The sequence below is a fragment of the Natribaculum luteum genome, assembly GCF_023008545.1.
Lineage (GTDB): Archaea > Halobacteriota > Halobacteria > Halobacteriales > Natrialbaceae > Natribaculum > Natribaculum luteum.
This window is the reverse complement of record NZ_CP095397.1, coordinates 2,452,571-2,474,629: the sequence shown is the minus strand read 5'-3', so window position 1 is coordinate 2,474,629 and position 22,059 is coordinate 2,452,571. Positions and strand designations below refer to the sequence as shown.

Sequence of the window (22,059 nt, the reverse complement as noted above, 5' to 3'; positions counted from 1 at the left end):
ATTCCGGGAAATACGGGTGCCGCGACGGATGACGAATGCGAGGCCCCCTCGAGCGGCCGGCTACGTCTCTCTCGTAGCCGGTTTTCTTCTCATCGACGACCGATCACCCAGCCGACGAGATACCCCACGAGCAGCGTAGCGAACAGGCGACGTCGATCTTCGACGCGGACGAATCGCGTCCCGTCGTCCGTAATCTCGATCACGCCCAGCGGTCGGACGACGAACCCACCGCCGTAGCCGCCAGCGTCGCGATTCGACGGAATCGCCGACTCCTCGTCCGATTCTGGTCTTCCCCCGTCGAACCCGCCGCCGAACCCACAGGCCGTTCGAGCCACCGGGACGATCGTCCGGTCGCCGACGTCGATCGGTTCGCCGAACGCAGTGCGGACGGCCACGCTCCCGGAGAACCGTTCGGCGACGGTCTCGAGCGATCGCAGCGTCACGACTGCACTCGCCCGTGTTCGACCTCGATTCCGAGCCGTTCGTACTCCCAGTCGATGGCGACGAGGTTCTTCGGCGATCCGCGGAGTCCGTCGCGGCTGACGACCTCGAACGTCCGATTGCGCGCCTCCGGGGTGAACGGAGCCACAGCCATCACGCGTGCGACGTCCGCACGGGAGATCGATCCCGAGACGGTGTCGCCACCTTCACCGACGAGCACCTCCCCGCTCGGCGGATCGTTCGTGAGCCTGCCGGGACGAATCACCGTGTAGCCGAGTCCCGATCGTCGGAGCGACGTCTCTGCGTCCCGTTTGGCTCGGAGCGAACCCCACAGGAGGAGTCGCCCGGGAATGGGCATCCCCGCTGTGGAACTGCCGACACCGATCGCGCTCTCGAGGACGAAGTGCGAGACGTCAGCGCTCACTGCTGCGGTCACGAGATTGATCACGCCGGTCCGGTCGACCAGCTTCCCGCCGAGCGTGTGACGGATGCCGGGCGGCGATCCGAGCGTACACAGGACGATGTCGCAATCCTCGACGGCTCGGACGGCGTCGGCCGACTCGAAAAAGTCGACGACGGCGACCTCGTCCGCGCCGAGTCTCTCGAGCGTGTCGACGGTGGCGTGCGATCGCGTCGTCGCCCGGATAGTCAGTTCCGTCGGCCGGAGCACGGAGAGAACCTCCTGTCCCGTGTCCCCGCTCGCTCCCGCGATGAGCACGCGCTCAGGTGTCGAAGCCATAGAGCGGCCTACCTCGCGTGACGACATAACCCTCTCCACCCGTCGCTCGACGTGACGTTCCCTACCGCGCGTCGATCGCCGTCACCGATCGGTTCGAGTCGGTCGATCAGACACTCCAAAGATTCAACAATCTCTGATCGTAATATCCGATTAATGCCGCCCAATCGCCTGTTTTTCGACCCGAAAACCGGAGACGTCGACACCGACTGGATTCTCGAGGAAGCAGTCCCGATCGCCAAACTCGTATTGGTCTTCGGTGCGATCGCTGCCCTGTCTTTCCTGCTGGCGTCGATCTTCTCCGGGAGTGGCATTTCGTTACTGTTCGCCGTCGCCGGGCAGTTCGTCGTCGCCGTCGGAACCGGCGTGGTGTTGCTGTACGTGATCGTTAGAGCCCGACAACTGGGTGACGAACTCGAAAACCGGGCCGGAAACGACCGAGTGTGACGACGAGTGTCGAACCCGCCGCTCGAGTCGACGGCGGTGCATCGGATGCCAGTGACCTGGGTGCAGATCGGAACGCGGGACGCATACTGCTGGACAGTATCAGTAGTGACCGAGGACGCCGAGTTTACGCGCGCGGTATACGAGCCAGTGAAAGGCGGCGTAGCCGACCGACAGGTACGCGAGGCCGACGACGACGAGAATCGTAACGTCCGCGAGCGGGAACTCCCAAAGTCGAGTGCCGTCGGTCATCGCCTCCCGAAGCATGTCGCTGCCCTGGCTCAGCGGTAACGCGAGGAGATACTCGCGGCCGTCCGTCGGCGACACCGCGATCAGCGCGACGAACGCGAACTGCACCAGTTGCGTGACGTTCTCGATGCGCTTGTACAGAAGTGACAGCCCCGCGAAAACGAAGCCGATTCCGACCACGGGAAGGATCGCGAGCACGGAGAGCGGAACCACGGTGAGGACGTCGAGACGCAGCGTCCGGCCTGTCGTGACCAGCATACAGCCCAGCAGCGCCAGTCCGACGATCACGCTGAACGCGACGTTGTACACCGACTTGACGGCCATCACGCGGCCGATCCCGAACGGCGACATGAACAACTGCTCGAGGGTCCCCCACTGTGCCTCGCGCATGACGTTTCCGGCGACGCCGAAGTAGGCCGAGGTCGTCGCCGTAAACAGGAAGAAGCCGACGACGATACCGTCGAGAGACTCCTCGATCGCGGGACCGGCGACCGCCTGTCCGCCGTAGAAGATCATCGCGAAGAAGACGTACATCGTAACGAGCAGCGTGATCGTGTTGATCCAGTAGCGGCGGAGCAGGATGAGCTGTTTCTCCACGACCGCACGGACGAGTAATCCGAGTTGACTCATCGCTCGTCCTCGCTCGTGAGCCGAACGAAGACGTCCTCGAGGTTCGGCTCGAGGGCGTCGACGCTCACCAGCGGACACGACGATGCCCGAACGACGTCCATCATCTCGTAGAACCGCTCTCCCTCGGCTCTCGTCGCGTCGAAGCGCTGGCGAGTACCCGTCTGCGCCCAGTTTTCGGCGCCGAAGCGTTCCTCGAGCGTGCGTCGGTACGCGCCGGACAGCGTTCCGTCGACGGTGACGCGGTAGGTCTGCGTCCGAAAGACGTCGACGAGGTTCTCGACGGTGTCGTCCGCGACGATCGATCCCTCGTTCAGGACGACGACGCGGTCGCAGACCTCCTCGACGACGTCCATGTCGTGACTCGAGAGCAGAATCGTTCGGGACTCCGCCTCGACCATCCGTCGAAGAGTCGTCCGCAACTCCCGTGAACTCTCGACGTCGAGTCCGAGTGTCGGTTCGTCGAGGAAGGCGACGGGCGTCTCGCGGACGAGCGTACACGCGAGCGACGTCCGCTGTTTCATCCCGCGGGAGAGTTCGTTGACCGTCACGTCGGCTCTGTCGGCCAACCCGACCTCACCGATCAACTCGTCGATTCGCGCTTCGTCCGCCGGTCGCCCGCCCAGCCGCGCGAAAAACCGGAGGTTTTCGCGAACCGTGAGCCGCCAGTACACGTTGCGCGCACCCTCGAGCATCGCGCTCACCGAACGGTACGCCACACGGGGGTTCGAACCGACGTCGACGCCGTCGATCACGGCGGTCCCCTCGTCGGGAACGACCAGCCCGAGAAGCGTCTTGATCGCCGTCGTCTTCCCCGCTCCGTTGGGTCCGAGGAGACCGACCGCGGCCCCGCGTTCGACCTCGAAGTCGATCCCGTCGAGCGCCCGTACTGCGCTCGCGTTGCTCCCGTAGGTTTTCGTCAGGTTCTCGACTGCGAGGACCGGTTCCCTCGACTCGTTGCTCGTCGAACGCCGGTCGTTCGCGACGCGACTGCTCGAGGGCTGCCGATCGATTCCGCCCGGTACCTCGACCATCGTTGCCGGGTTCAGGCGCGGGGCGGCATTAAGAGTTTCCGAGCTGACACCCACCGCCGGCTACTCGTCGCCCGATTGTAGCCGCTCTGTCGTCTCCACGAGCGGATGGCGCGCGTAATCGACGACTTCGATGTCCTCGAGGCTCTCGAGGTCCTCTTTCTCGGCGGTCCTGGCCATCCCCAGGTCGATCTCCTGGTCGATGACGATCACGTACGCATCCATCTCGTCGATCCCCAGTCGATCCGCCGCGAGTACGCGGTGGTGACCGTCGGCCAACAGCAACGTCCCGCCGTTGTCGATGACCACGAGCGGCTCTGCCAGCCCGTGTTCGAGTTCGTATCGTCGTCCCTCGAGTTCGTCGGCGTAGACTCGACCCTGCGTCGGGACGAGTTCGCGAAGCGGGACCGTCCGACGCTCCTGTCGCAGCTCGATCGAGTGGATGTTCTCGAGTGTCTGCATCAGTTTCACGACCTTCTCCGGCGTCGCTCGCTCGATCTGACTGCGGATGACGTCGGCGTTCGAGATGATCCCCACCAGGTTGCCGGCGTCGTCGACGACGGGGAGTTTCTGGATGCCGGATCTGAGGATCACCCGGGCGGCGTCGTCGACTTTCATGTCCGGATGAGCCACGATCAGGTCCGTCGCCATCACCTTGAAGATCGGCTCCCCGTCGTCGGCCAACAGCAGGTCGCGTGCGCTGACGAACCCCTCGACGCGACGCCGATCCGTGACCGGAAATCCGCTGTGCTCGTCGCTCTCGGCGATGCGTTTTGCGACGTTACCGACCGTCGCGTCGGGTGACACGGTCACCACGTCCCGCGTCATGTACTCGTTTACCCGCGGCTTGCTGTCGTCCGACGCGTACACCATGTCCTACTGTAGTGTGACGACGGCGAAAAAACCTCCCTTACACGATATACAGGCGAAAGCCCATGAGTTTACTCGTGGGATGAAGCCGTCACTACTGCATCAAACCACGCGACACGACTCCCCCGAATCACCCACGCAATCTGAAAGGTTTAAGACGAATCTCCACGTTATTCGACAGAGGCATGCGGCATGCTGCTGCGGGGAACCCGCTCACGCTCACCATGGCTACGAGTAGGTCTCACACTCCTACACACAAACACACCCTTCGCAGCCCAACCAGCAGTGTGGTTGGCATGCTACTCGACGACCCTCACTCGTGGTTGGAATCGAGGGTCAGGCCGATGGCGTGGCCCACTGCCCAGTGCGCTGGACGCCGCTGGGAGCCACTCCCTCATCGGGAGGGCTACGCCGAGCAGATACCCAAGACCACCACAACCCTCCGTGTGAGGGCTGAAGGCGCGTCAGTGAACCCGCACGTTCACAGCCGGGGTGGAGCCCGCGTATGCGGGCCGTGATACCCACGGAGGAATCCCACGGCGTTCGCCGTGCGGAGGACGTCAAGCGTTCTCGCTCGCTCCTTCGTCGGGGGCGAACAACCACTCGCTCGTCTGGCTGTACGCGCCGACGGGCGTTCCCGGACGCGTTCGGATCGCCTCGAAGAATCGGTGCGTGATCACTTCTTCGACGACACTTTTGATCGAGTCGACCTGCTCTTCGTCGTCTACCCCACCCAGAATGCCGATCTCGAGCTGTGCGCCAGCCATGTCGGCGTGTCCACCCGCGCTTCCGATCGGGTCGAACGCGTCCCGCAAGGTCGCGCCCAGATCGATCTCGCCGGCTCGCGACCGCGCCGACAGAAACACCATCTCGCCCATGAAGCCAAAGACGAGCGTCGTGTCCACGTCCTCCATGGTGAGGAGCTGATCGGCCGCCTGCGGAAGTGCGTCACGACTGGAGAGCCGTCCGGCGCTCGCGACGACGACCGACCCGCGCCGGGTTCGGTTCTTGATCGCCCTGGCGATCGTGTCGAACGTCTCTCCTTCGACCGTCGGTGCCTCGACCTGTCGTAACACGTTGGCGTCGACGGCGGGCAACAGGGTCGCTGCTGCACGGAAGTCACTCGAGGAGACCTCTCGCGTGAAGTCGTTCGTGTCGACTCGAATGCCGTACAGCAACGCCGTGGCTGTCCGCCGATCGAGGTCGAGACCGAACCGCTCTAGGTACTCGGTGAGGACCGTACTCGTCGCGCCGACGTCCTCGCGCAGGTCGTAAAACTCGGCCGGAACCGGACCGTGCGGTGGATGATGGTCGATGACGACGTCGACGTGCAACTCCTCGGGCAACTGGTCGTTGATACCCGGCCGCGAGTGATCGACCAGTGCGAACGCGGCGTACTCCTCGAGTGACGCCTCCGGCTCGAGATTTCGCAGGTCGAGGTCGAGCAAGTTCACCATCGCTCGGTTCTCCTGGTGTGAGATCTCGCCGAAGTAACACGCGTCCGCGTCGACGTCGACTGTCGCCGCGATGTCACAGAGTGCGACGGCACTCGCGATGGCGTCCGGGTCCGGATTGTCGTGCATCACGACGGCAAGTCGTCCGTCGATCGTCGAGAGTTTTCGGCGCAACGCCAGTGCGTTCTCCGCCGACGGACTCGTCGTCCGGTCGAGTACCCACTCGGCGAGGTCCCGGCTCGGATCGACGATGCGATCGGCGGTCGACCTGATGACCTGCCCGTCCTCGCCGTCTGGATTCCCGCCGAGGTGTGCCACTAACGCGGCCTCCGGAAACCGATCGCTCGCGAGCTCGAGAATGCGGCGGTTTCGATCGGTTCGGTCGTCGGCGACGAAGACGGCGTCCGGCGTCTCGAGAGCGGCGAGCACGTCCGGGTCGGTCGGATCGCTGCGTCGCGCTCGAACGTTCTCGTCTCGAAGCGTCTCGACGACGTCCGGGTCGTCGGCGATAACGAGGAGGTGACCGTCGTACTCGGCGAGTCGTTCGACGATCCGTTGTCCGATAGTCCCGCACCCGAGTACGAGCCGGGAAATCATATCGCGGATTGCAACTGGGAAGGTTAAAAGCTACCGGCTTATACGAACTCTTCTGCGTCAGTTCCGGCGCACCTGCGACCTGCCACGTGGGTGCGCCGGGAAACAGAGTACAGCAGACCGTATCAGGGGACGACCGCTGCGGCCGCCTCGATCGCAGTGTCTGCGACCGGCCCGAAGCCGGGCAGGATAACGACGGTCATCACGGCGGCGAAGATGATCGCCACGTAGAGACCGGTCGGCTGCGAGAGCGAGTCGCGCTCCAAGACCGGCTCTTCGATCCACAGCGCCTTGACCAGCCGCGAGTAGTAGTACAGCGACAGCGCGCTGTTGACCACGAGCGCGACTGCGACGACGAGCAAGCCGGCGTCGATCGCGCCCGTCAGCAGGAAGTACTTGCTGAAGAAGCCACCGAACGGCGGGATGCCGGCGAGACTGAACATGAAGATCGTCATCGCAGCGGAGGCCATCGGTGCCTGCTTCGCGAGGCCGTTGTAGTCCTCGAAGGTCCGGCCGACGCCCCAGTACTCAGCCAGGGCGATGAACAGGAACGCGCCCGTGTTCATGAAGCCGTAGACCAGCAGGTGCATCATCGCTGCACCGAGGACGACGTCGTTGCTCCCGGTCCCGGTCAGCCCGGCGAGGCCGATCAGCGCGTAGCCGGCGTGACCGACCGACGAGTACGCGAGCATCCGCTTTACGTTCTCCTGGGTCGCGGCCGCGAAGTTCCCGATCGTCATCGTGACGATCGAGAGGATCACGAACGCGAGCGTCCAGTCGATTCCCATGCCGGCCATCGTCTCGATCGGGAACGCCGTCGCGAACACGCGGAACGCGATCACGAACCCGGCGGCTTTCGACGCCGACGAGAGAAACGCCGAGATCGGCGCGGGCGCACCCTCGTAGGCCTCCGGCGCCCAGAAGTGGAAGGGGACGCTCGCGGTCTTGTAGGCGAACCCACCGATCAGCATCACCACGCCGAGTCCGAGCAGGCCGGAGAAGCCTTCGGCACCCTCGAGGTTCGCGGCGATCGCGTCGAGTTGCATGTAACCGGTCGCCCCGTAGACGAGGCTGATCCCGTAGACGAAGATCGCCGACGAGAGCGCGCCGATCAGGAAGTACTTCAGACCGGCCTCGACGCTCCCGCGGTTGGTCTTGAGGATCGCCACCAGCGCGAACGACGGCAGGCTGGCCAGCTCGAGCGCGATGAAGACCGTCACGAGGCTGTTTGCGGCCGCCATGGTCGACATGCCGGTCGCAGCCAGCAACATCAGCGAGTAGTACTCGGCCTGGTAGGCGTGCTCGAGGAAGTAGTCGTAGCTCGCGATCGAGACCATTGCGGTGACGACCGCGACGACGACCATGAAGAACAGTGCCATCTGGTCGACGATCAACTGGCCGCCGAAGAGGTCGAACGCCCCCCGGCGAGCGGGGTCGCCGACGCCGGCGACGATGTACCAGACGGCGACGCCCAGCGAAGCGAGCGCCCCGGCCGTCGAGATGCCGGCGAGGGCCGACCTGTTCGTCGATCGCGGGTTGATGCTGTCGAAGACGAACAGCGCCAGTCCCGTCAGTGCCAGGATCAGCATCGGCGCGAGCGCAGACCAGCTGTGGAGCTCGATCAGCGGCGCCATCACGCACCACCTCCGAGCGCGAGGATCGGATCCACTGCGTCTTTAATCATGTCGAAGATCAGTTCGGGAGCCACGCCAAGCGCGATGATCAGCGCCAGCAACACGAACATCGGTGCGACGTCGTGAAGCGGTGCACGGCCCACGTCGTAGTCGGTTTCGAGGCGATACGGACCGAACAGCGTCCGCTGCATCGCAAACAGCAGGTAGCCCGCGACGATGACGATGCCGAACATCGCCAGTGCGGTGAACGCGGGGGCGTACTCGAGCATCTCGGAACCGAAGGCTCCGAAGAAGATGAAGTACTCCGCCGCGAAGCCGGACATTAGCGGCAGGCCCATGTAGCCGAACGCGCCGGCGATGAGAACGCCGACGGCGATCGGCATCCGGTCTGCCATCCCGGACATGTCCGTCACCATCCGGGTGTGCGTGGCGTTGTAGATGACGCCGACGGCCATGAACATCAGTCCCGAGATGAGACCGTGTGAGACCATCTGGAACGTCGCGCCACCGACGCCAAACTGGGTGTACGCGACGAGACCCAGGATGACGTAACCCATCGACGAGACCGACGAGTACGCGACGATCCGTTTGAGGTCGGTCTGTGCGAGCGCCAGCATCGCGCCGTAGATGACGCTGATGACGGCGAGTGCGGCGATAGGGATCGCGAACGCCTCGACCTGGTCCGGGAACATCGTGAAGTTGAACCGGAGCAGGGCGTACGTCCCCATCTTCAGCAGGACGCCGGCCAGCAGCACCGACGCGGGGGTCGGTGCCTCAACGTGTGCGTCCGGCAGCCAGGTGTGGAACGGAACGACCGGGACCTTCACCGCGAACCCGAGGAACATCGCGATGAAGACGGCGGCGGCGAGCGTACTGCCCGCGATACCGGCGAACGAACCGGGGCCACCCTCGAGCATCGCCGCTGCGATCTCTGGCAGAGCGAAACTCGTCACCGAGTCACCGAGTCCGAACACGAGCGAGATGAACGCGACGAACATCACGAGCGACGCCACGTTCGTGTAGACGAAGAACTTGATCGCGGCGTACTTCCGGCGCGGGCCGCCCCAGACGCCGATCAGCAGGTACATCGGGATGAGGACGGCCTCCCAGAAGACGAACCAGAGGAAGAAATCGAGCGCCGCGAAGACGCCGATCAGATTCGCCTCGATGAACAACAGGAGCCCGTAGAACTGGGACTGCCGGTCGTCGATCGGTGTCCAGGAACTCACGATCGCGAGCGTGATCAGCACCGTCGTCAGGACGACGAGCGGGAGGCTGATCCCGTCGAGACCGACGAACCAGCTAATCGAGTACTCTCCCAGCTGGATCCACTCCATCTGGGACTCGAAGGCGAGTTGGCCGTCGAGCAAGGCGTTACCACTGCCGTCGAACGCGGTGAACATCCACAGGGACAGCGCCGCCGGAATCAGACTGATGGCGAACGCGAGTTTTCCTGCGACCTTATTCGGTGCGACGAACGTGAGCAGCGCACCGACCAGTGCGACCGCGATGAGCGTTTCGATCATCATGCGAACCACCCTCCGTGGAGACCGAGAACTACGAGTAATACGATGAATCCAAGCACCAGCAGCGCCGCGTAGTTCGTCACGACGCCGGTCTGGATCCGTTTGATCCAGCCACTTCCGAACAGGCTCACGCTCGAGACGCCGTTGACGACGCCGTCGATGACGCCCTGATCGAACCGGTCTGCGGCTCGAGACAGCGGCAGCGTGAGCCCTTCGGCGAGCCAGACCTGGTACTCGTCCTGGTAGTAGTTGCTACGCAGGAGCGTCCGGACCGGTCCTAGCTTCTCCGTGTGGGGTACCGGCTCCGGGACGTTGTACAGCGAGTAGGCCAGCCCAGCTCCGGCGAGCGCCAGTCCGAGCGAAAGTCCAGCGCCGGCGAGCATCGTCACCGTCTCGGTGCCGATGTAGCCCTCGGCGAACGGCACCGCCTCGTGGTAGGCGTGGTAGGTCAGTCCTTCGACCGCACCGTACTCGCCGTCGAGCCAGAACTCGAGGAAGGTGATATCGGCGCCGGTGAGTTTGCCGATCGGCGCGAGGTTCACGACGCCCGCGACCAGCGCGAGGACGCCGAGGACGATCAGCGGTACCTTGACGCTCCAGCCGATCGGGTGGGGATCTCTGGCGGCGTCGGTTCGCGGCTCACCGTGGAAGGTGAGAAACACCATCCGGAAGGTGTAGAAGCCGGTGAAGAACACGCCGATCAGCCCCATCGCGTAGGCCGCGAGGAAGAGTGGTTGCTCGAGGCCGACGATGAGCGCGTCGAACAGCACCTCGTCTTTGGACCAGAAGCCCGAGAACGGGACGATTCCCGCGAGCGCGAGTGCACCCGAGAGGAACGTGTAGTAGGCGACGGGAGCCTTGTCTTTCAGGCCGCCCATCTTCCACATGTCCTGTTCGTGGTGCATCAGGATGATAACGGCACCGGCACCGAGGAACAGGAGTGCCTTGAAGAAGGCGTGGTTCATGAGGTGGAAGACGCCTGCGACGTAGCCGCCGACACCCAGTCCCAGCATCATGTAGCCGTACTGGCTGATCGTCGAGTACGCGAGCACCTGCTTGATGTCGTCTTTGACGACGCCCATCGTCGCGGCAAACAGCGCCGTGAAGCCGCCGACGAAGGCGATGATCGACAGCGCCGTCGGCGACTGGGCGTAGAAGCCGAACATCCGGGCGACCAGGTAGACACCGGCTGCGACCATCGTCGCCGCGTGAATGAGCGCGGAGACGGTGGTCGGACCCTCCATCGCGTCGGGCAGCCAGGTGTGCAGCGGGAACTGCGCGGACTTGCCGATGACGCCACCGAGGACGAGCAGGCCGGTGATCGTCACCCAGGTCTCGGCGTCGAAGCCGAACAGCGTTTCGCCGTTGTCGATCGCGGCTTCGGCCGCCGTGGGGAACGACTCGGTTCCGGCGAACGAGAGCGTCCCGAACGTCGCCGCGATGGCGACGACGCCGACGAGGAAGAAGTAGTCACCGAAGCGGGTGACCAGGAACGCCTTCTTCGCGGCCGAGGGAGCCGATTCCGTGCGGAACCAGAAGCCGATCAGCAGGTACGAACACAGCCCCACGAGCTCGAAGAACATAAACGCCATCAGCAGGTTGTCCGCGAAGACGAACGCGAGCATGCTGAAGGTGAACAGCCCGAGTTCGGCGTAGTATCGCCGCAGGCCGGTCTCGCCTTCGGCGTTCATGTACCCGAGGCTGAAGATGTGGACGAGCAACGCGATCAGCGAGACGATCACGAGCATCAGCGCCGACAGCGGATCGAGCAGGATACCGAAGTGGAACCCGATCTGGTCGCCGACCGCCCACTGGTAGAGCTGTTCGTCGTACACTTCACCACCCGCGACGGTCACTAACACCCACAGCGAGAGCAGTAACGACCCTGCCGTCGCGAAGATGCCTGCGAACGCGCCCTTCTTCGGCATGTAGTCGCCGAAGACCAGCGCGATGACGAACGCCGCGAGCGGGAACAACGCGATCGCCGGTGCGAATTCGAATGCGGTTGCCATCTATTTACCACCTCATTGCCGACGGCACTGTCACGTCGACGTCGCGGAAGTTACGGTACAACACCAGGATGATCCCGAGCCCCACGGCGACCTCGGCGGCGGCCAGCGCCATCGTAAACAGCGCGAACACCTGGCCGGTGAGGTTGCCGTGATAGAACGCGAACGCGATCAGGTTGACGTTCGCCGCGTTCAGCATGATCTCGACGGACATCAGGAACATCAGTGCGTTACGCCGCGTCAGGATACCGAACAGCCCGATGCAGAAGAGGGCCATCGACAACAGCACGTAGTAATCGACGGGGACGCTCACTGCCTCTCACCCCCGTCTGCCGCGACGCCGCTTGCCTCGGTCGCGCCACTCGAGGATTCGGTGCTCGTCAGCGCCGTGACCGCCTCGCCTTCCTCCTCGCGCTTTGCGAGCACGAGCGAGGCGTCGAGTGCGGCGTCGAGGACGACCGCGGCGAGCAGGAACGCAGCGAGGAACGGCTCGGTCTCGCCGATCGCTCCTTCGGTCGACTGCAACGCCGTCATGTCGAACATCGCGTATCCGATCTCCGATATGATGCTTACGTCGCCTGGATAACCCGCCATCGTCGATTCGAACGGCGTGTTCAGGACGATCGCCGCCATCACCGCGAACAGTGCAACGGCGAGTACGCCGGGAACCAGCGTCTTTCCGAGTCGTAACCTGGGTCCTGTCGTCATGTCTGTGCCACCTCTTCGGATTCGTTACGTTGCGTGAGCATCACGGCGAACGCGATGAGAACGAGGACCCCGCCCACGTAGACGAGGACCTGCATGACGGCGACGAACTCAGCCGCCAGCATCACGTAGTAGACCGCGACGCTCAAAAGCGCCACACCCAGCAGGAGCGCGGAGTGCCACGGATCCTGCATGAGCACGACGCCGATCGCACTGCCCAGCGTCACCACCGCGAACAGCGCGAACGCGATCAGCTCGTATGTCATTGGTTTGATCTGGTTGGGTATGCCCTTTGTAGATTTCGAGACGGGACGGGCAGCCCGATTTACTGGTAATCGACCTCTCCCTCGCCCTCGCCGATCCACGCACCCCTGTCGGGTTCGCGCGACTCGAGCGGGTCGATGTCCTTGTACCACGGTACTGCCTTCAGCTGCTCTTTGTTGTACACGAAGTCGTGTTTCGTGTCAGCCGTGAACTCGAAGTTCTGGGTGAGCAGGATGGCGTCGACGGGACAGACTTCCTCACAGAGCCGACAGTAGACACACTGTCCGATGTGGAGGTTGTACTGTTCGCCCTGTCGCTGGTCGTCGGTGACGATCTGGATCGTGTCGTTCGGACAGACGTTCTCACACTGGCGACACCAGATACACCGCTCCTGGCTGAACTTGTGGACGCCGCGGAACCGCGGCGAGACGTCCGGCGTCGTCTCCGGGTACTCGACGGTGAACGTGTTGCCGTCCAGCGCGTGTTTCATCGTCGTTGCCATCGATTTGAGTATTCCGATCATGCTATCAGCCCCACGATGATTGCGGTGAGCACGAAGTTCGCAAAGGCGAGGACGAGCATCCCCTTCCAGCCGATTTCGATGAGTTGGTCGATCCGCACCCGCGGCACCGCAGAGCGGAACCACTGGGTAAGCAAGAACACCGCCCAGATCTTGATGATGAACCAGACGATGCCCGGCAACACCGGGCCGGCGGGTCCACCGAGGAAGATCGTCGCGATGATCGCACCGCCGAGGAAGATGTGCAGGAACTCACCGAGGTAGATCAGGACGAAGTAGACGCTCGAGTACTCCGTCTGATACCCGGCGACGATCTCGGTTGGCGCCTCGGGAATGTCGAACGGGTTCCGCCCGACCTCGGCGAGGTTGGCCACGATGAACAGCACGAACGCGAACGGGTTGATGAGTGCGTACCACGATGGGATGGCGACGCCGGCGACGGTAAACAGCGGCTCGGCCTGCGCCTCGACGATGGTACTCATCTGCAGCGAGCCCGCGAAGATGACCACGGACATCCCGGTCACGACGAGCGGGATCTCGTAGGCGACGTTCTGTGCGACCGCCCGGAGACCGCCGAGCAGCGAGTACTTGTTCGAGGATGCGTAGCCGGCCATCACCAGGCCGATGCTCGCGATGCCGGCGACGGCAAAGACGTACGCCAGGCCGACTTCTGGATCGGCGAGTTGCACGCCCGACCCCATCGGGATGACGGCGAATCCGAGCATCGCCGACCCCGCGACGACGATCGGCGCGAGGTCGTAGGCCGGCCGGTCTGCGTTCTCGGGGATAATGTTCTCCTTCGAGAGTAGCCGGACGGCGTCGGCGACGATGATCAGTAGGCCGAACGGCCCGACGCGGTTGACCGCGATCCGGTCCGTGAACGCTGCCGTGATCTTCCGTTTCGCCCACGGCCCGGCGACCCCGGTCATCGCGAGCATCAGGTTGCCGACGATGAACGCGGCGATGAACGCCGCGACCAGGTCGCCGGCAGTGCCGTACTCGCTCAACCCGGTGAGGTCGGCGATCCGTTCGGGGAACAGGTACGTGTCGCCGTTTTGCAGCGGCGCCAGCATTACCGATCCACCTCCCCGAGAACGATGTCGAGGCTGCCAAGCGACGCGACCAGGTCGGGGATATACTCGCCTTTCGTCATCTCCTCGAGTGCCGAGAGGTTGTGGAAACTCGGACTGCGGATCTTGAATCGACCCGGCTTGTCCGTTCCGTCAGACCGGATGTAGATCCCGAGTTCGCCCTTCGCGGCCTCGACGGCGCGGTAGGTCTCGGTGTCGGCGTCCGGCTTGAGCGTCCGGGGAACGTTGCTCTGAATATTGCGTTCGTCCTCGGGCCACTCCTCGAGCAGGTCGATACACTGCTCGATGATCTTCGCAGACTCCTCGACTTCCTGCATCCGGACGAGCACGCGGCTGTAGTTGTCACAGCCGTCCTCGGTGACGACGTTCCACTCGAGGTTCGGATAGTAGCCGTAGGGGTCGTCCCGCCGGAGGTCGTAGTCGATCCCGGAGCCGCGAGCGACGGGCCCGGTACAGCCGTACTGTTTCGCGACCTCGGGCTCTAAGATCCCGGTGTCGACACACCGAATCTGGAAGATCTCGTTCGACGTGACGAGGTCGTTGTACTCCGCGACTTTCGCCGGGAGGTCGTCGAGGAAGTCCCGGACCTTCGCGAAGAACTCCTCGCGGGGCTCGGGCAGGTCCCACGCCACGCCACCCAGCCGAAGGTAGTTGAACATCAGCCGCTGGCCGGTGAGGTCCTCCAAAATGTCCTGGACGACCTCCCGGTCGCGGAACGCGTACTGGAAGATCGCCGTGAAGTCCCCGTAGACGTCGAGTGCGAACGTCCCGAGCGCCAGCATGTGCGAGGCGATCCGGGACAGTTCCGCGCTCATCGTCCGGATGACCTGTGCGTACTCGGGCACCTCGAGGTCGGCGAGATCCTCGGCGGTACGGGCGTAGGCCCACTCGTTTAAGATGCCGGCCGAGACGTAGTCCCACCGGTCCGGGTAGGGCATGATCTGGTGACGGTAGGTGCCCTGCTGGCACATCTGCTCCTCACTGCGGTGCAGATAGCCGATGTCGGGATCGACGTCGGCGACGGTTTCGCCGTCCAGCACCGTCTTGACGTGGAGCACGCCGTGGGTCGCCGGGTGGTGTGGACCGATGTTGAGAAACATCGTGTCCGACTCGTCGTCCCGGTGGTCGGGCTGGATCGGGTTCGCGTGTTCGGTGAGCGTGACGATCTGGGGTTTCTCCTGATCGTAGTCGAGGCTGAGGGGGTGGCCCTGCCACGTCTCCGGCAAGAGGATCCGACGCGGGTCGGGGTGGCCCTCGTAGTCGATCCCGACGAGGTCGAACGCCTCGCGTTCGGCCCAGTCGGCCGACCGGAAGACCGGCTCTGCCGTCTGGCTGACGGGATCGTCGACCGACGTGGGAACGACGATGCTCACTTCCTGGGTCGGATCGGCGTACTTCTTTAAGTGGTAGATCGACTCGTACCGATCCTCGTACTGCTGGGCGGTCACACACGAGAGATGGTCGAATCCCGCCTCGTCGCGCAGGTCGAAGAGGACGTCCTGGACGTCGTCGGGACGGACGACGAAGCCAGGCGCATTCTTGTGATCGTCACGCGCGAGCGCGCGATCGCCGACCAGCGCCTCGAGCTGTTCTTCGGTTACCGTCTCCGTTACTGCTCGCTCGAGTTCCGTACTCATGGCGAATCAGCCCAGTTGTAACGCATGACGAGGTCGTCTTCGTCGATCTGGTCGGCCAGTTTCTGTACCAGTTCGTCTCGCGGCAGGTCGCCGAACTCCTCGAGTTCGTACGGCTTGACGACGACGGGTGACGATTCGCCGTTGGCGATTCGCTCCTGGAGCTTGGCGACGCCGTAGATGAGCGCCTCCGGTCGCGGTGGACACCCGGGGACGTGAATGTCGACCGGGATGATCTCTTCGGCACCCTTGACCACGTTGTACCCTTCCTGGAACGGGCCGCCGGAGATCGTACACGATCCCATGCCGACGACGAACTTCGGTTCGGGCATCTGGTCGTAGACGCGCTTCATGCGCGGTCCGAACTTCGAGACGATCGTCCCGGGGACGATCATGACGTCTGCCTGTCGCGGTGATGCACGCGGAACGCCAGCCCCGAACCGGTCGAGGTCGTGTTTGATCGCGTACGAGTGGATCATTTCGATGCTACAGCAGGCGATCCCGAACTGCAGCATGAACATCGACGACCCGCGGACCCAGTTCATGAACTTGTCGAACTTGGTGAGAATAAAGGGCGACGCGCCGAACGCTTCTCGAAGCTTCGAGTTGAAGCGGTCGTCGACGCCCTCTCCCATGCGGGATTCCCGCGTGTCGGTCGATGGGGCAGTACTGTCGTAGATCTGTTGGCGTGGTTCGTTACTCATGGTCGATTGGCCTCCAGTTCGACCTGACGGGGGCTCTTTGCCCACTGCACTGCGCCGTTGCGCCACGCCCACGCGAGTCCGACGACGAGGATGGCGACGAAGAGCAACATCGGACCGAGCGCCTGCATCAACGTCACCTCTCCCGACTCGAGCGCGTCCCGGTATATGACCGCCCACGGGAACAGCAGGACGGTCTCGATGTCGAAGACGACGAAAAGAAGCGCAACCATGTAGTACTGGATGTTAAACCGGATGCGCGTCCCGCCTGTCGGCACCTCGCCACTCTCGTAGGTGGCACGTTTACTCGTTTCGGGTACACTCGGACGCAGGAGATACGACACCGACATCATGCCGAGCGGAATCAGTATCCCCACGAGCGCCAGCGCCCCGATGGCTATCCATTCATTCATCTCCGTAACGTTCGGCCGTTGGAAACGCACCCATATAAGGGTTGATTCTTTCCTTTTCGCCCGATTTCGCATCCGTCGACCGTTCTGGATGCAGATCCACTCGCGAATAGTCGGTGAAGATGAAGAGAAAATCGCAGGAGAACCGGCGGCTGCCGCCAGGAGAGTGAGTCAGGAATCGACAACATTCGTGGTATCGAGACGCCGAACGTCCTGCCGAGAGCGTGGCCGCACTCGCGTTCGACGTGGACCGAATCGACAACAGCGAATTAATGCCACCGAGGCTAGTCGACCGGCGATCACTCGGACGTGAACTCGAGCGTCCCTCGGTCGTGGAGTTCGCGGGAGACGTCGCCGACCTCGCCTTGTAGCTGCTCGTGGTACGCGGCGAGTCGCTCGCGGACGGGTTCGTGCTGGCGCGCGAGGATCTGTGCTGCCGACAGTGCGGCGTTGAACGACTTGCCCGCGTCGACGGCGACGATCGGCGCGCCCGTCGGCATGCCGATCACCGAGTCGACGGACTTCTCCTGGACCGGCACCCCGATGACTGGAAGCGGATAGGCGATCGAGGCGGTCATGTTCGGCAGGTCCGCGGACTTCCCGCCCGCGCCCGCGATGATGACCTCGATGCCGCGTGCCTCTGCGGTCTCGGCGTATGCGTACATCAGTTCGGGCGTACGGTGTGCCGAGGTGACGTACGTCTCGAACGTAAACCGGGACTCGGGCGGCTCCTCGAAGTCGGTCTGTTCCTCGAACCCGAGTTCGTCGACGAACGCGTCGTAGGCCCCCCGGCGGCGACCGCCGGTCATCATGGTCTCGAGGTCGGAGTCACTTCCCATCACGATCCCCACGTCGGGAGTTTCCGCAGCCGGGCGATCCTGGTCGGCTTCGTCGTGGAGTCGGTCGATCAAGTCGCTGACGCTGTCGCTCATAGGCGGTGATGGTCGGGCAAGTGACTTCAAACGATGGTAAACGAGACGGCGGCGGAATCGAGTGCGGCCGGGCGACTACGACCGGAACGTCACGGCGGCCTCGAGCGCACGCGCGGTCTCGAGCAGGTCGTCGACCGACGTCTCCTCGTCGTGTGCCGACAGCGTCACGTGGCCCATTTTCCGCAACGGCCTGGCCTGTCGCTTGCCGTACCAGTGGAGGGCCGCGCCGGGCGTCTCGAGGATCTCGTCGATATCCTCGAGCTGTGCGGGACGCTCCGCCTCGACGTCGCCGAGAAGATTCGTCATCACGGTCGGCGAACGCAGTGCCGTCGAGCCGAGCGGCCAGCCCAGGACGGCCCTGACATGCTGTTCGAACTGCGAGGTCTGGGTTCCCTCGATCGTCCAGTGGCCGGAGTTGTGTGGCCGCGGTGCGATCTCGTTGAGCAGGATCTCGCCCCCGCTCTCACGCGGGCTTTTCCCGCTCGAGGTTTCCGAGGCACCACGCGCCTCGCTCGTCTCGAACAGTTCGATCCCGTAGACGCCACGACCGTCCATCACCTCGAGGACATCTCGCGCGACGTCGTACGCGCGCTCCGCGACGGGCTCGCTCGAGCGCGCGGGGACGATCGTCTTCCGAAGGATCTCGTCTTCGTGGACGTTCTCACCAAGCGGGAAGGTAGCGACCTCGTCCTCGCCCTTGACGGCGATGACCGACACCTCGCGTTCGAAGTCGACGAACGACTCGACCATCGCGGGACCGGCGACCGACTCGAGGGCGTCCTCGGCGTCGGCTTTGGACTCGACGGGGACGTTTCCGCGCCCGTCGTAGCCGCCGGTGCGGGCTTTGAGCATCACCGGCGCGCCGTAGTCGTCGATCGCCTCGCGGATGTCGTCGGCGTCCTCGACCTCGCGGAACGGCGGCACCGGAACGCCGGCCTCGGCGAGTTCGCGCTTCTGGACGAGTTTGTCGTGGATCGTCTCGAGCGTCGACGGCTTCGGGTGGACCGGCGTCCCGGTCTCCTCGCCGATACGGGCCATGACGTCCTGGTCGGCGAGTTCGATCTCGAACGTGAGGACGTCCGCACGTTCGGCGAGCTCGCGGATCCCGGCCTCGTCGTCGAAGTCGGCGACGATCTGATCGCGGGCGAGCGGTGCCGCCGGACAGTCGGGCGTCGGGTCGAGGACGACCACCTCGACGCCGAGTGGCCCGGCCGCCTCGGCGAGCATCCGCCCGAGCTGTCCACCACCGACTACGCCGAGGGTCGGTCCCGGCGTCCGTAGCGTCGTCATTACGCCGCCGTTGTCGTCGCCCGCGCTTAAGAATTCTCAAACGGCACGCTCGAGGCGCGATCGCTCTCTCCCGAAACGCGATCTCCGAGGCGTCCGATCGAACGGAACTGGCGGCTCTGCGAGATGACGACTTCGGGCGAAGCCGCCACGATCCTATAAAAACCTTCGTGGCGAACACCTGCGTCGGAAACTGATCGATAGTACATATGTCGATAGGAACACACGGGTACGAGTATGCGAAGGGACATTTCACGACGCCAGTTGCTCGGTGGGGGAAGTCTCGGTGCACTCGGCGCGCTCGCCGGCTGTCTCGCGACCGGCGGGGGCGCAACGGAAACCGTGACGAAAACCTACGAGACCACCGATCTCAGTTCGCTCGCGCTCGAGGTGACCAACGGCTGGATCACCGTCGACGGCAACCAGGGCGATGCGATCGAGGTCCGGGCTCACAAAACGGCACCGACCGAAGACGCCCTCGAGTCGGTAACCCTCGAGTCCAGCCGGAGCGACGGAACCCTGAGACTCGAGACGAACGACGACACGCTACCGTTTCTATTCAGTTCCAATCCCAAAATCGATCTCGAGGTGACGGTCCCGGCGGGGATCCGGCTCGCGCGGGCGAAGACGACGAACGGCGACGTCGAAATCCGGAACACGACCGGCGAACTGGTCGTCGGGACGACGAACGGCCAGATCGACGTCGAGGGCGTCGACGGCGGGCTGAACGCCGAGACCACCAACGGAGATATCAACACCGCCGAAGTCAGCGGTGACGTTGATGCGGACACGACGAACGGGGATATCGACGTCTCGCTTGCGGACGGCGACGGCGACCTGACCGCGGGGAGTACCAACGGCGAAATCGCGGTCCGAGCGTCCGCGCCGCTCGATGCGACCGTCAGCGTCTCGACGACCAATGGCGACGTATCGGTCGACGGCTTCGGCGATTCGAACGCCTCGAGCGGCGGCTCACTCGAGATGACGCTGGGTGACGGAACCCGACGGATCCGCATCGAGACGACCAACGGCGACGTGACGTTTCGAAACACCGATGCGTCGTAGCGATTCTCGTCCGGCAAGAGCGCGAGAGTCGGACGCCGTCGAGCGGTGGGTCGGCCGGCGAGTCCCACCGGACGACAGTCAGGGCGGCCTCGATCGCGTCTGGACGGCTGTCGCCGCTGACGGCGGCGTCTCGCGTGCGATCGACAGCTGGCCCGTGTCGTCCGGCGGTATCGGTACGCGGTCACCGTAGAACGGTACCTCTTTTACCCAGCCACCCAACCGCACTGGTATGCCCACGCTCGGCCTGGTGGTCGCGCAGTTCAACCGCCCGATCACCGAGCAGATGGAAACGCAGGCCCGAGAGGCCGCAGACGCCGCCGGCGTCGACGTCTACGAGACGGTCCACGTCCCGGGCGCGTACGACGCACCGCTGGCCGCAGACCGCCTCGCTCGTCTCGAGGAAGTCGACGCCGTCGCCGTCGTCGGTGCGGTCATCACCGGTGACACCGACCACGACCAGGTGATCACCGACGCCACGGCCCAGCGTCTCTCCGACGTGAGTCTCGAGCGTGACACGCCAGTCACCCTCGGTGTGACGGGTCCCGGCATGTCCGCCGCGGAGGCCCGCGAACGCGTCGAGAACGCGGCGAAAGCAGTCGAGGGTGCGATCGATCTCGTCGAGGAACTTCCAGAACCATGACCATGGACTTCGCAGACCGCGTAACCCGAGTCGAACCGTCCGCAACGCTTGCAATCTCCGCACTCGCAACCGAACTCGAGGCCGAGGGCGCAGACGTCGTCGACCTCTCCGTCGGTGAACCCGACTTCCCGACGCCCGACAACATCGTCGACGCCGGCAAGGCGGCGATGGACGCCGGCCACACCGGCTACACCACCTCCGCCGGCATCCTCGAACTCCGCGAGGCCATCGCGGAGAAGCTGGCCGACGACGGCTTAGAGCACGGCCCCGAGGAGATCATCGTCACGCCTGGCGCGAAGCAGGCGCTGTACGAGATCGTCAGCGCGCTCGTCGAAGACGGCGACGAGGTCGTCCTGCTCGACCCCGCGTGGGTCTCCTACGAGGCGATGGTCAAGATGGCCGGCGGCTCGCTCACCCGCGTCGACCTCTCTGCCTTCGACTTCCAGCTCGAGCCCGCACTCGACGACCTCGCGAGCGTCGTCACGGACGAGACAGAGCTGCTGATCGTCAACTCGCCGTCGAACCCCACCGGCGCGGTCTACTCCGACGCCGCGCTCGAGGGCGTCCGCGACCTGGCAGTCGAACACGACGTCACCGTCATCTCCGACGAGATCTACAAGGAGATCACCTACGGCGTCGAGCCGACCAGCCTGGGCACGCTCGAGGGGATGGCAGACCGCACCGTGACGGTCAACGGCTTCTCGAAGGCCTACTCGATGACCGGCTGGCGGCTGGGCTACTTCGCCGGTCCCGAGGAACTGGTCGACCAGGCTGGAAAGCTCCACAGCCACTCCGTGTCGTCGGCCGTCAACTTCGTCCAGCACGCGGGCATCGAGGCCCTGCAGAACACCGACGAGGCAGTCGAGGAGATGGTCGCCGCCTTCGAGGAGCGACGCGACCTGGTCGTCGACCTGCTCGAGGAAGAGGGCGTCGACGTCGCGGTTCCGGACGGCGCGTTCTACATGATGTTGCCCGTCGACTCGGACGACCAGACCTGGTGTGAGGGCGCACTCGAGGACGCCCACGTCGCCACCGTTCCGGGCAGTGCCTTTGGCACCCCTGGCTACGCGCGAATTTCCTACGCTGCGAGCGAGGAGCGCCTGCGCGAGGGGATCGAGCGGCTGGCCGAGGAAGGCTACCTGTAGCCCGGCCGAGAGCGGGGGATCTACGTGTCGACCCGACGGGCGGATTTTTA

General features: G+C 64.3%; 23 protein-coding genes. 4 read left to right on the top strand and 19 right to left on the bottom strand.

What is annotated here, in order from left to right; translation table 11 throughout:
• Positions 1-89 precede the first annotated feature (89 nt).
• Together MU558_RS12730 and MU558_RS12725 are read right to left on the bottom strand one after the other, a co-directional pair.
• Positions 90-443, bottom strand: coding sequence for a GerW family sporulation protein (locus MU558_RS12730; RefSeq protein WP_246966649.1), 354 nt, complete (start codon positions 441-443; stop codon positions 90-92).
• Positions 440-1,180, bottom strand: coding sequence for an NAD(P)H-binding protein (locus MU558_RS12725; RefSeq protein ID WP_246966648.1), 741 nt, complete (start codon positions 1,178-1,180; stop codon positions 440-442). The genes MU558_RS12730 and MU558_RS12725 overlap by 4 nt, the downstream gene beginning before the upstream one ends.
• A 153-nt stretch (positions 1,181-1,333) precedes the next feature.
• On the opposite strand from MU558_RS12725, the gene MU558_RS12720 reads away from it, so the two are divergent.
• Positions 1,334-1,624 (top strand): hypothetical protein, encoded by a 291-nt coding sequence (locus MU558_RS12720; protein ID WP_246966647.1) that lies wholly within the window; start codon positions 1,334-1,336, stop codon positions 1,622-1,624.
• Between the two features lie 99 nt (positions 1,625-1,723).
• On the opposite strand, the gene MU558_RS12715 is transcribed toward MU558_RS12720, so the two are convergent.
• The 17 genes from MU558_RS12715 to MU558_RS12635 form a co-directional block, all read right to left on the bottom strand.
• Entirely contained in the window at positions 1,724-2,500 is a 777-nt protein-coding gene (locus MU558_RS12715) for an ABC transporter permease (RefSeq protein WP_246966646.1), read from the bottom strand.
• Positions 2,497-3,531 (bottom strand): ABC transporter ATP-binding protein, encoded by a 1,035-nt coding sequence (locus tag MU558_RS12710; RefSeq protein ID WP_246966645.1) that lies wholly within the window; start codon positions 3,529-3,531, stop codon positions 2,497-2,499. Before MU558_RS12710 ends, MU558_RS12715 begins: the two co-directional genes overlap by 4 nt.
• A gap of 60 nt (positions 3,532-3,591) precedes the next feature.
• Positions 3,592-4,401, bottom strand: a complete 810-nt coding sequence (locus tag MU558_RS12705; protein WP_246966644.1) for a CBS domain-containing protein — start codon at positions 4,399-4,401, stop codon at positions 3,592-3,594.
• A gap of 557 nt (positions 4,402-4,958) precedes the next feature.
• Positions 4,959-6,449: a DHH family phosphoesterase gene (locus MU558_RS12700; protein WP_246966643.1), complete on the bottom strand. Its 1,491-nt coding sequence runs from the start codon at positions 6,447-6,449 to the stop codon at positions 4,959-4,961.
• A 122-nt stretch (positions 6,450-6,571) separates the two neighbouring features.
• Entirely contained in the window at positions 6,572-8,080 is a 1,509-nt protein-coding gene (locus tag MU558_RS12695; RefSeq protein ID WP_246966642.1) for an NADH-quinone oxidoreductase subunit N, read from the bottom strand.
• Positions 8,080-9,609 (bottom strand): complex I subunit 4 family protein, encoded by a 1,530-nt coding sequence (locus MU558_RS12690; RefSeq protein ID WP_246966641.1) that lies wholly within the window; start codon positions 9,607-9,609, stop codon positions 8,080-8,082. Before MU558_RS12690 ends, MU558_RS12695 begins: the two co-directional genes overlap by 1 nt.
• Positions 9,606-11,618 (bottom strand): NADH-quinone oxidoreductase subunit L, encoded by a 2,013-nt coding sequence (nuoL, locus tag MU558_RS12685; RefSeq protein WP_246966640.1) that lies wholly within the window; start codon positions 11,616-11,618, stop codon positions 9,606-9,608. The genes MU558_RS12690 and nuoL overlap by 4 nt, the downstream gene beginning before the upstream one ends.
• Before the next feature lie 4 nt (positions 11,619-11,622).
• Positions 11,623-11,928, bottom strand: coding sequence for an NADH-quinone oxidoreductase subunit NuoK (gene nuoK / locus MU558_RS12680; RefSeq protein WP_246966639.1), 306 nt, complete (start codon positions 11,926-11,928; stop codon positions 11,623-11,625).
• Entirely contained in the window at positions 11,925-12,323 is a 399-nt protein-coding gene (locus tag MU558_RS12675; RefSeq protein WP_246966638.1) for a hypothetical protein, read from the bottom strand. The genes nuoK and MU558_RS12675 overlap by 4 nt, the downstream gene beginning before the upstream one ends.
• The gene (locus MU558_RS12670) at positions 12,320-12,586 is read right to left on the bottom strand and encodes an NADH-quinone oxidoreductase subunit J (RefSeq protein WP_246966637.1); all 267 of its coding nucleotides are present in this window, start codon (positions 12,584-12,586) and stop codon (positions 12,320-12,322) included. The genes MU558_RS12675 and MU558_RS12670 overlap by 4 nt, the downstream gene beginning before the upstream one ends.
• 59 nt (positions 12,587-12,645) lie before the next feature.
• Positions 12,646-13,107: a NuoI/complex I 23 kDa subunit family protein gene (locus MU558_RS12665; RefSeq protein WP_246966636.1), complete on the bottom strand. Its 462-nt coding sequence runs from the start codon at positions 13,105-13,107 to the stop codon at positions 12,646-12,648.
• Positions 13,104-14,177, bottom strand: coding sequence for a complex I subunit 1/NuoH family protein (locus MU558_RS12660; protein ID WP_246966635.1), 1,074 nt, complete (start codon positions 14,175-14,177; stop codon positions 13,104-13,106). Before MU558_RS12660 ends, MU558_RS12665 begins: the two co-directional genes overlap by 4 nt.
• Entirely contained in the window at positions 14,177-15,832 is a 1,656-nt protein-coding gene (locus MU558_RS12655) for an NADH-quinone oxidoreductase subunit D (protein WP_246966634.1), read from the bottom strand. The genes MU558_RS12660 and MU558_RS12655 overlap by 1 nt, the downstream gene beginning before the upstream one ends.
• Positions 15,829-16,533, bottom strand: a complete 705-nt coding sequence (locus MU558_RS12650) for an NADH-quinone oxidoreductase subunit B (protein WP_246966633.1) — start codon at positions 16,531-16,533, stop codon at positions 15,829-15,831. The genes MU558_RS12655 and MU558_RS12650 overlap by 4 nt, the downstream gene beginning before the upstream one ends.
• Positions 16,530-16,943: an NADH-quinone oxidoreductase subunit A gene (locus MU558_RS12645; RefSeq protein ID WP_246966632.1), complete on the bottom strand. Its 414-nt coding sequence runs from the start codon at positions 16,941-16,943 to the stop codon at positions 16,530-16,532. Before MU558_RS12645 ends, MU558_RS12650 begins: the two co-directional genes overlap by 4 nt.
• A gap of 296 nt (positions 16,944-17,239) precedes the next feature.
• Positions 17,240-17,872: a 5-(carboxyamino)imidazole ribonucleotide mutase gene (gene purE, locus MU558_RS12640; protein ID WP_246966631.1), complete on the bottom strand. Its 633-nt coding sequence runs from the start codon at positions 17,870-17,872 to the stop codon at positions 17,240-17,242.
• A 75-nt stretch (positions 17,873-17,947) separates the two neighbouring features.
• Positions 17,948-19,162 (bottom strand): 5-(carboxyamino)imidazole ribonucleotide synthase, encoded by a 1,215-nt coding sequence (locus tag MU558_RS12635; RefSeq protein WP_246966630.1) that lies wholly within the window; start codon positions 19,160-19,162, stop codon positions 17,948-17,950.
• A gap of 234 nt (positions 19,163-19,396) precedes the next feature.
• Between MU558_RS12635 and MU558_RS12630 the strand changes: the two genes are divergently transcribed.
• From MU558_RS12630 to MU558_RS12620, 3 genes are all read left to right on the top strand, one after another.
• Entirely contained in the window at positions 19,397-20,224 is an 828-nt protein-coding gene (locus MU558_RS12630) for a DUF4097 family beta strand repeat-containing protein (RefSeq protein WP_246966629.1), read from the top strand.
• 229 nt (positions 20,225-20,453) lie between these two features.
• Positions 20,454-20,864, top strand: coding sequence for a 6,7-dimethyl-8-ribityllumazine synthase (ribH, locus tag MU558_RS12625; RefSeq protein ID WP_246966628.1), 411 nt, complete (start codon positions 20,454-20,456; stop codon positions 20,862-20,864).
• Complete coding sequence (locus MU558_RS12620; RefSeq protein WP_246966627.1) at positions 20,861-22,009, top strand: pyridoxal phosphate-dependent aminotransferase; 1,149 nt, start codon at positions 20,861-20,863, stop codon at positions 22,007-22,009. The genes ribH and MU558_RS12620 overlap by 4 nt, the downstream gene beginning before the upstream one ends.
• The last annotated feature ends 50 nt before the right edge of the window (positions 22,010-22,059 follow it).

Coding starts and splice junctions, on each gene's coding strand:
- MU558_RS12695 (WP_246966642.1), bottom strand. CDS start 8,080: ATGGCGCCGCTGATCGAGCTCCACAGCTGGTCTGCGCTCGCGCCGATG.
- MU558_RS12705 (WP_246966644.1), bottom strand. CDS start 4,401: ATGGTGTACGCGTCGGACGACAGCAAGCCGCGGGTAAACGAGTACATG.
- MU558_RS12620 (WP_246966627.1), top strand. CDS start 20,861: ATGACCATGGACTTCGCAGACCGCGTAACCCGAGTCGAACCGTCCGCA.
- ribH (WP_246966628.1), top strand. CDS start 20,454: ATGCCCACGCTCGGCCTGGTGGTCGCGCAGTTCAACCGCCCGATCACC.
- MU558_RS12645 (WP_246966632.1), bottom strand. CDS start 16,943: ATGAATGAATGGATAGCCATCGGGGCGCTGGCGCTCGTGGGGATACTG.
- purE (WP_246966631.1), bottom strand. CDS start 17,872: ATGAGCGACAGCGTCAGCGACTTGATCGACCGACTCCACGACGAAGCC.
- MU558_RS12630 (WP_246966629.1), top strand. CDS start 19,397: ATGCGAAGGGACATTTCACGACGCCAGTTGCTCGGTGGGGGAAGTCTC.
- MU558_RS12665 (WP_246966636.1), bottom strand. CDS start 13,107: ATGATCGGAATACTCAAATCGATGGCAACGACGATGAAACACGCGCTG.
- MU558_RS12715 (WP_246966646.1), bottom strand. CDS start 2,500: ATGAGTCAACTCGGATTACTCGTCCGTGCGGTCGTGGAGAAACAGCTC.
- MU558_RS12650 (WP_246966633.1), bottom strand. CDS start 16,533: ATGAGTAACGAACCACGCCAACAGATCTACGACAGTACTGCCCCATCG.
- MU558_RS12660 (WP_246966635.1), bottom strand. CDS start 14,177: ATGCTGGCGCCGCTGCAAAACGGCGACACGTACCTGTTCCCCGAACGG.
- MU558_RS12700 (WP_246966643.1), bottom strand. CDS start 6,449: ATGATTTCCCGGCTCGTACTCGGGTGCGGGACTATCGGACAACGGATC.
- MU558_RS12710 (WP_246966645.1), bottom strand. CDS start 3,531: ATGGTCGAGGTACCGGGCGGAATCGATCGGCAGCCCTCGAGCAGTCGC.
- MU558_RS12690 (WP_246966641.1), bottom strand. CDS start 9,609: ATGATGATCGAAACGCTCATCGCGGTCGCACTGGTCGGTGCGCTGCTC.
- MU558_RS12635 (WP_246966630.1), bottom strand. CDS start 19,162: ATGACGACGCTACGGACGCCGGGACCGACCCTCGGCGTAGTCGGTGGT.
- MU558_RS12725 (WP_246966648.1), bottom strand. CDS start 1,180: ATGGCTTCGACACCTGAGCGCGTGCTCATCGCGGGAGCGAGCGGGGAC.
- MU558_RS12670 (WP_246966637.1), bottom strand. CDS start 12,586: ATGACATACGAGCTGATCGCGTTCGCGCTGTTCGCGGTGGTGACGCTG.
- MU558_RS12720 (WP_246966647.1), top strand. CDS start 1,334: ATGCCGCCCAATCGCCTGTTTTTCGACCCGAAAACCGGAGACGTCGAC.
- MU558_RS12675 (WP_246966638.1), bottom strand. CDS start 12,323: ATGACGACAGGACCCAGGTTACGACTCGGAAAGACGCTGGTTCCCGGC.
- MU558_RS12655 (WP_246966634.1), bottom strand. CDS start 15,832: ATGAGTACGGAACTCGAGCGAGCAGTAACGGAGACGGTAACCGAAGAA.
- nuoL (WP_246966640.1), bottom strand. CDS start 11,618: ATGGCAACCGCATTCGAATTCGCACCGGCGATCGCGTTGTTCCCGCTC.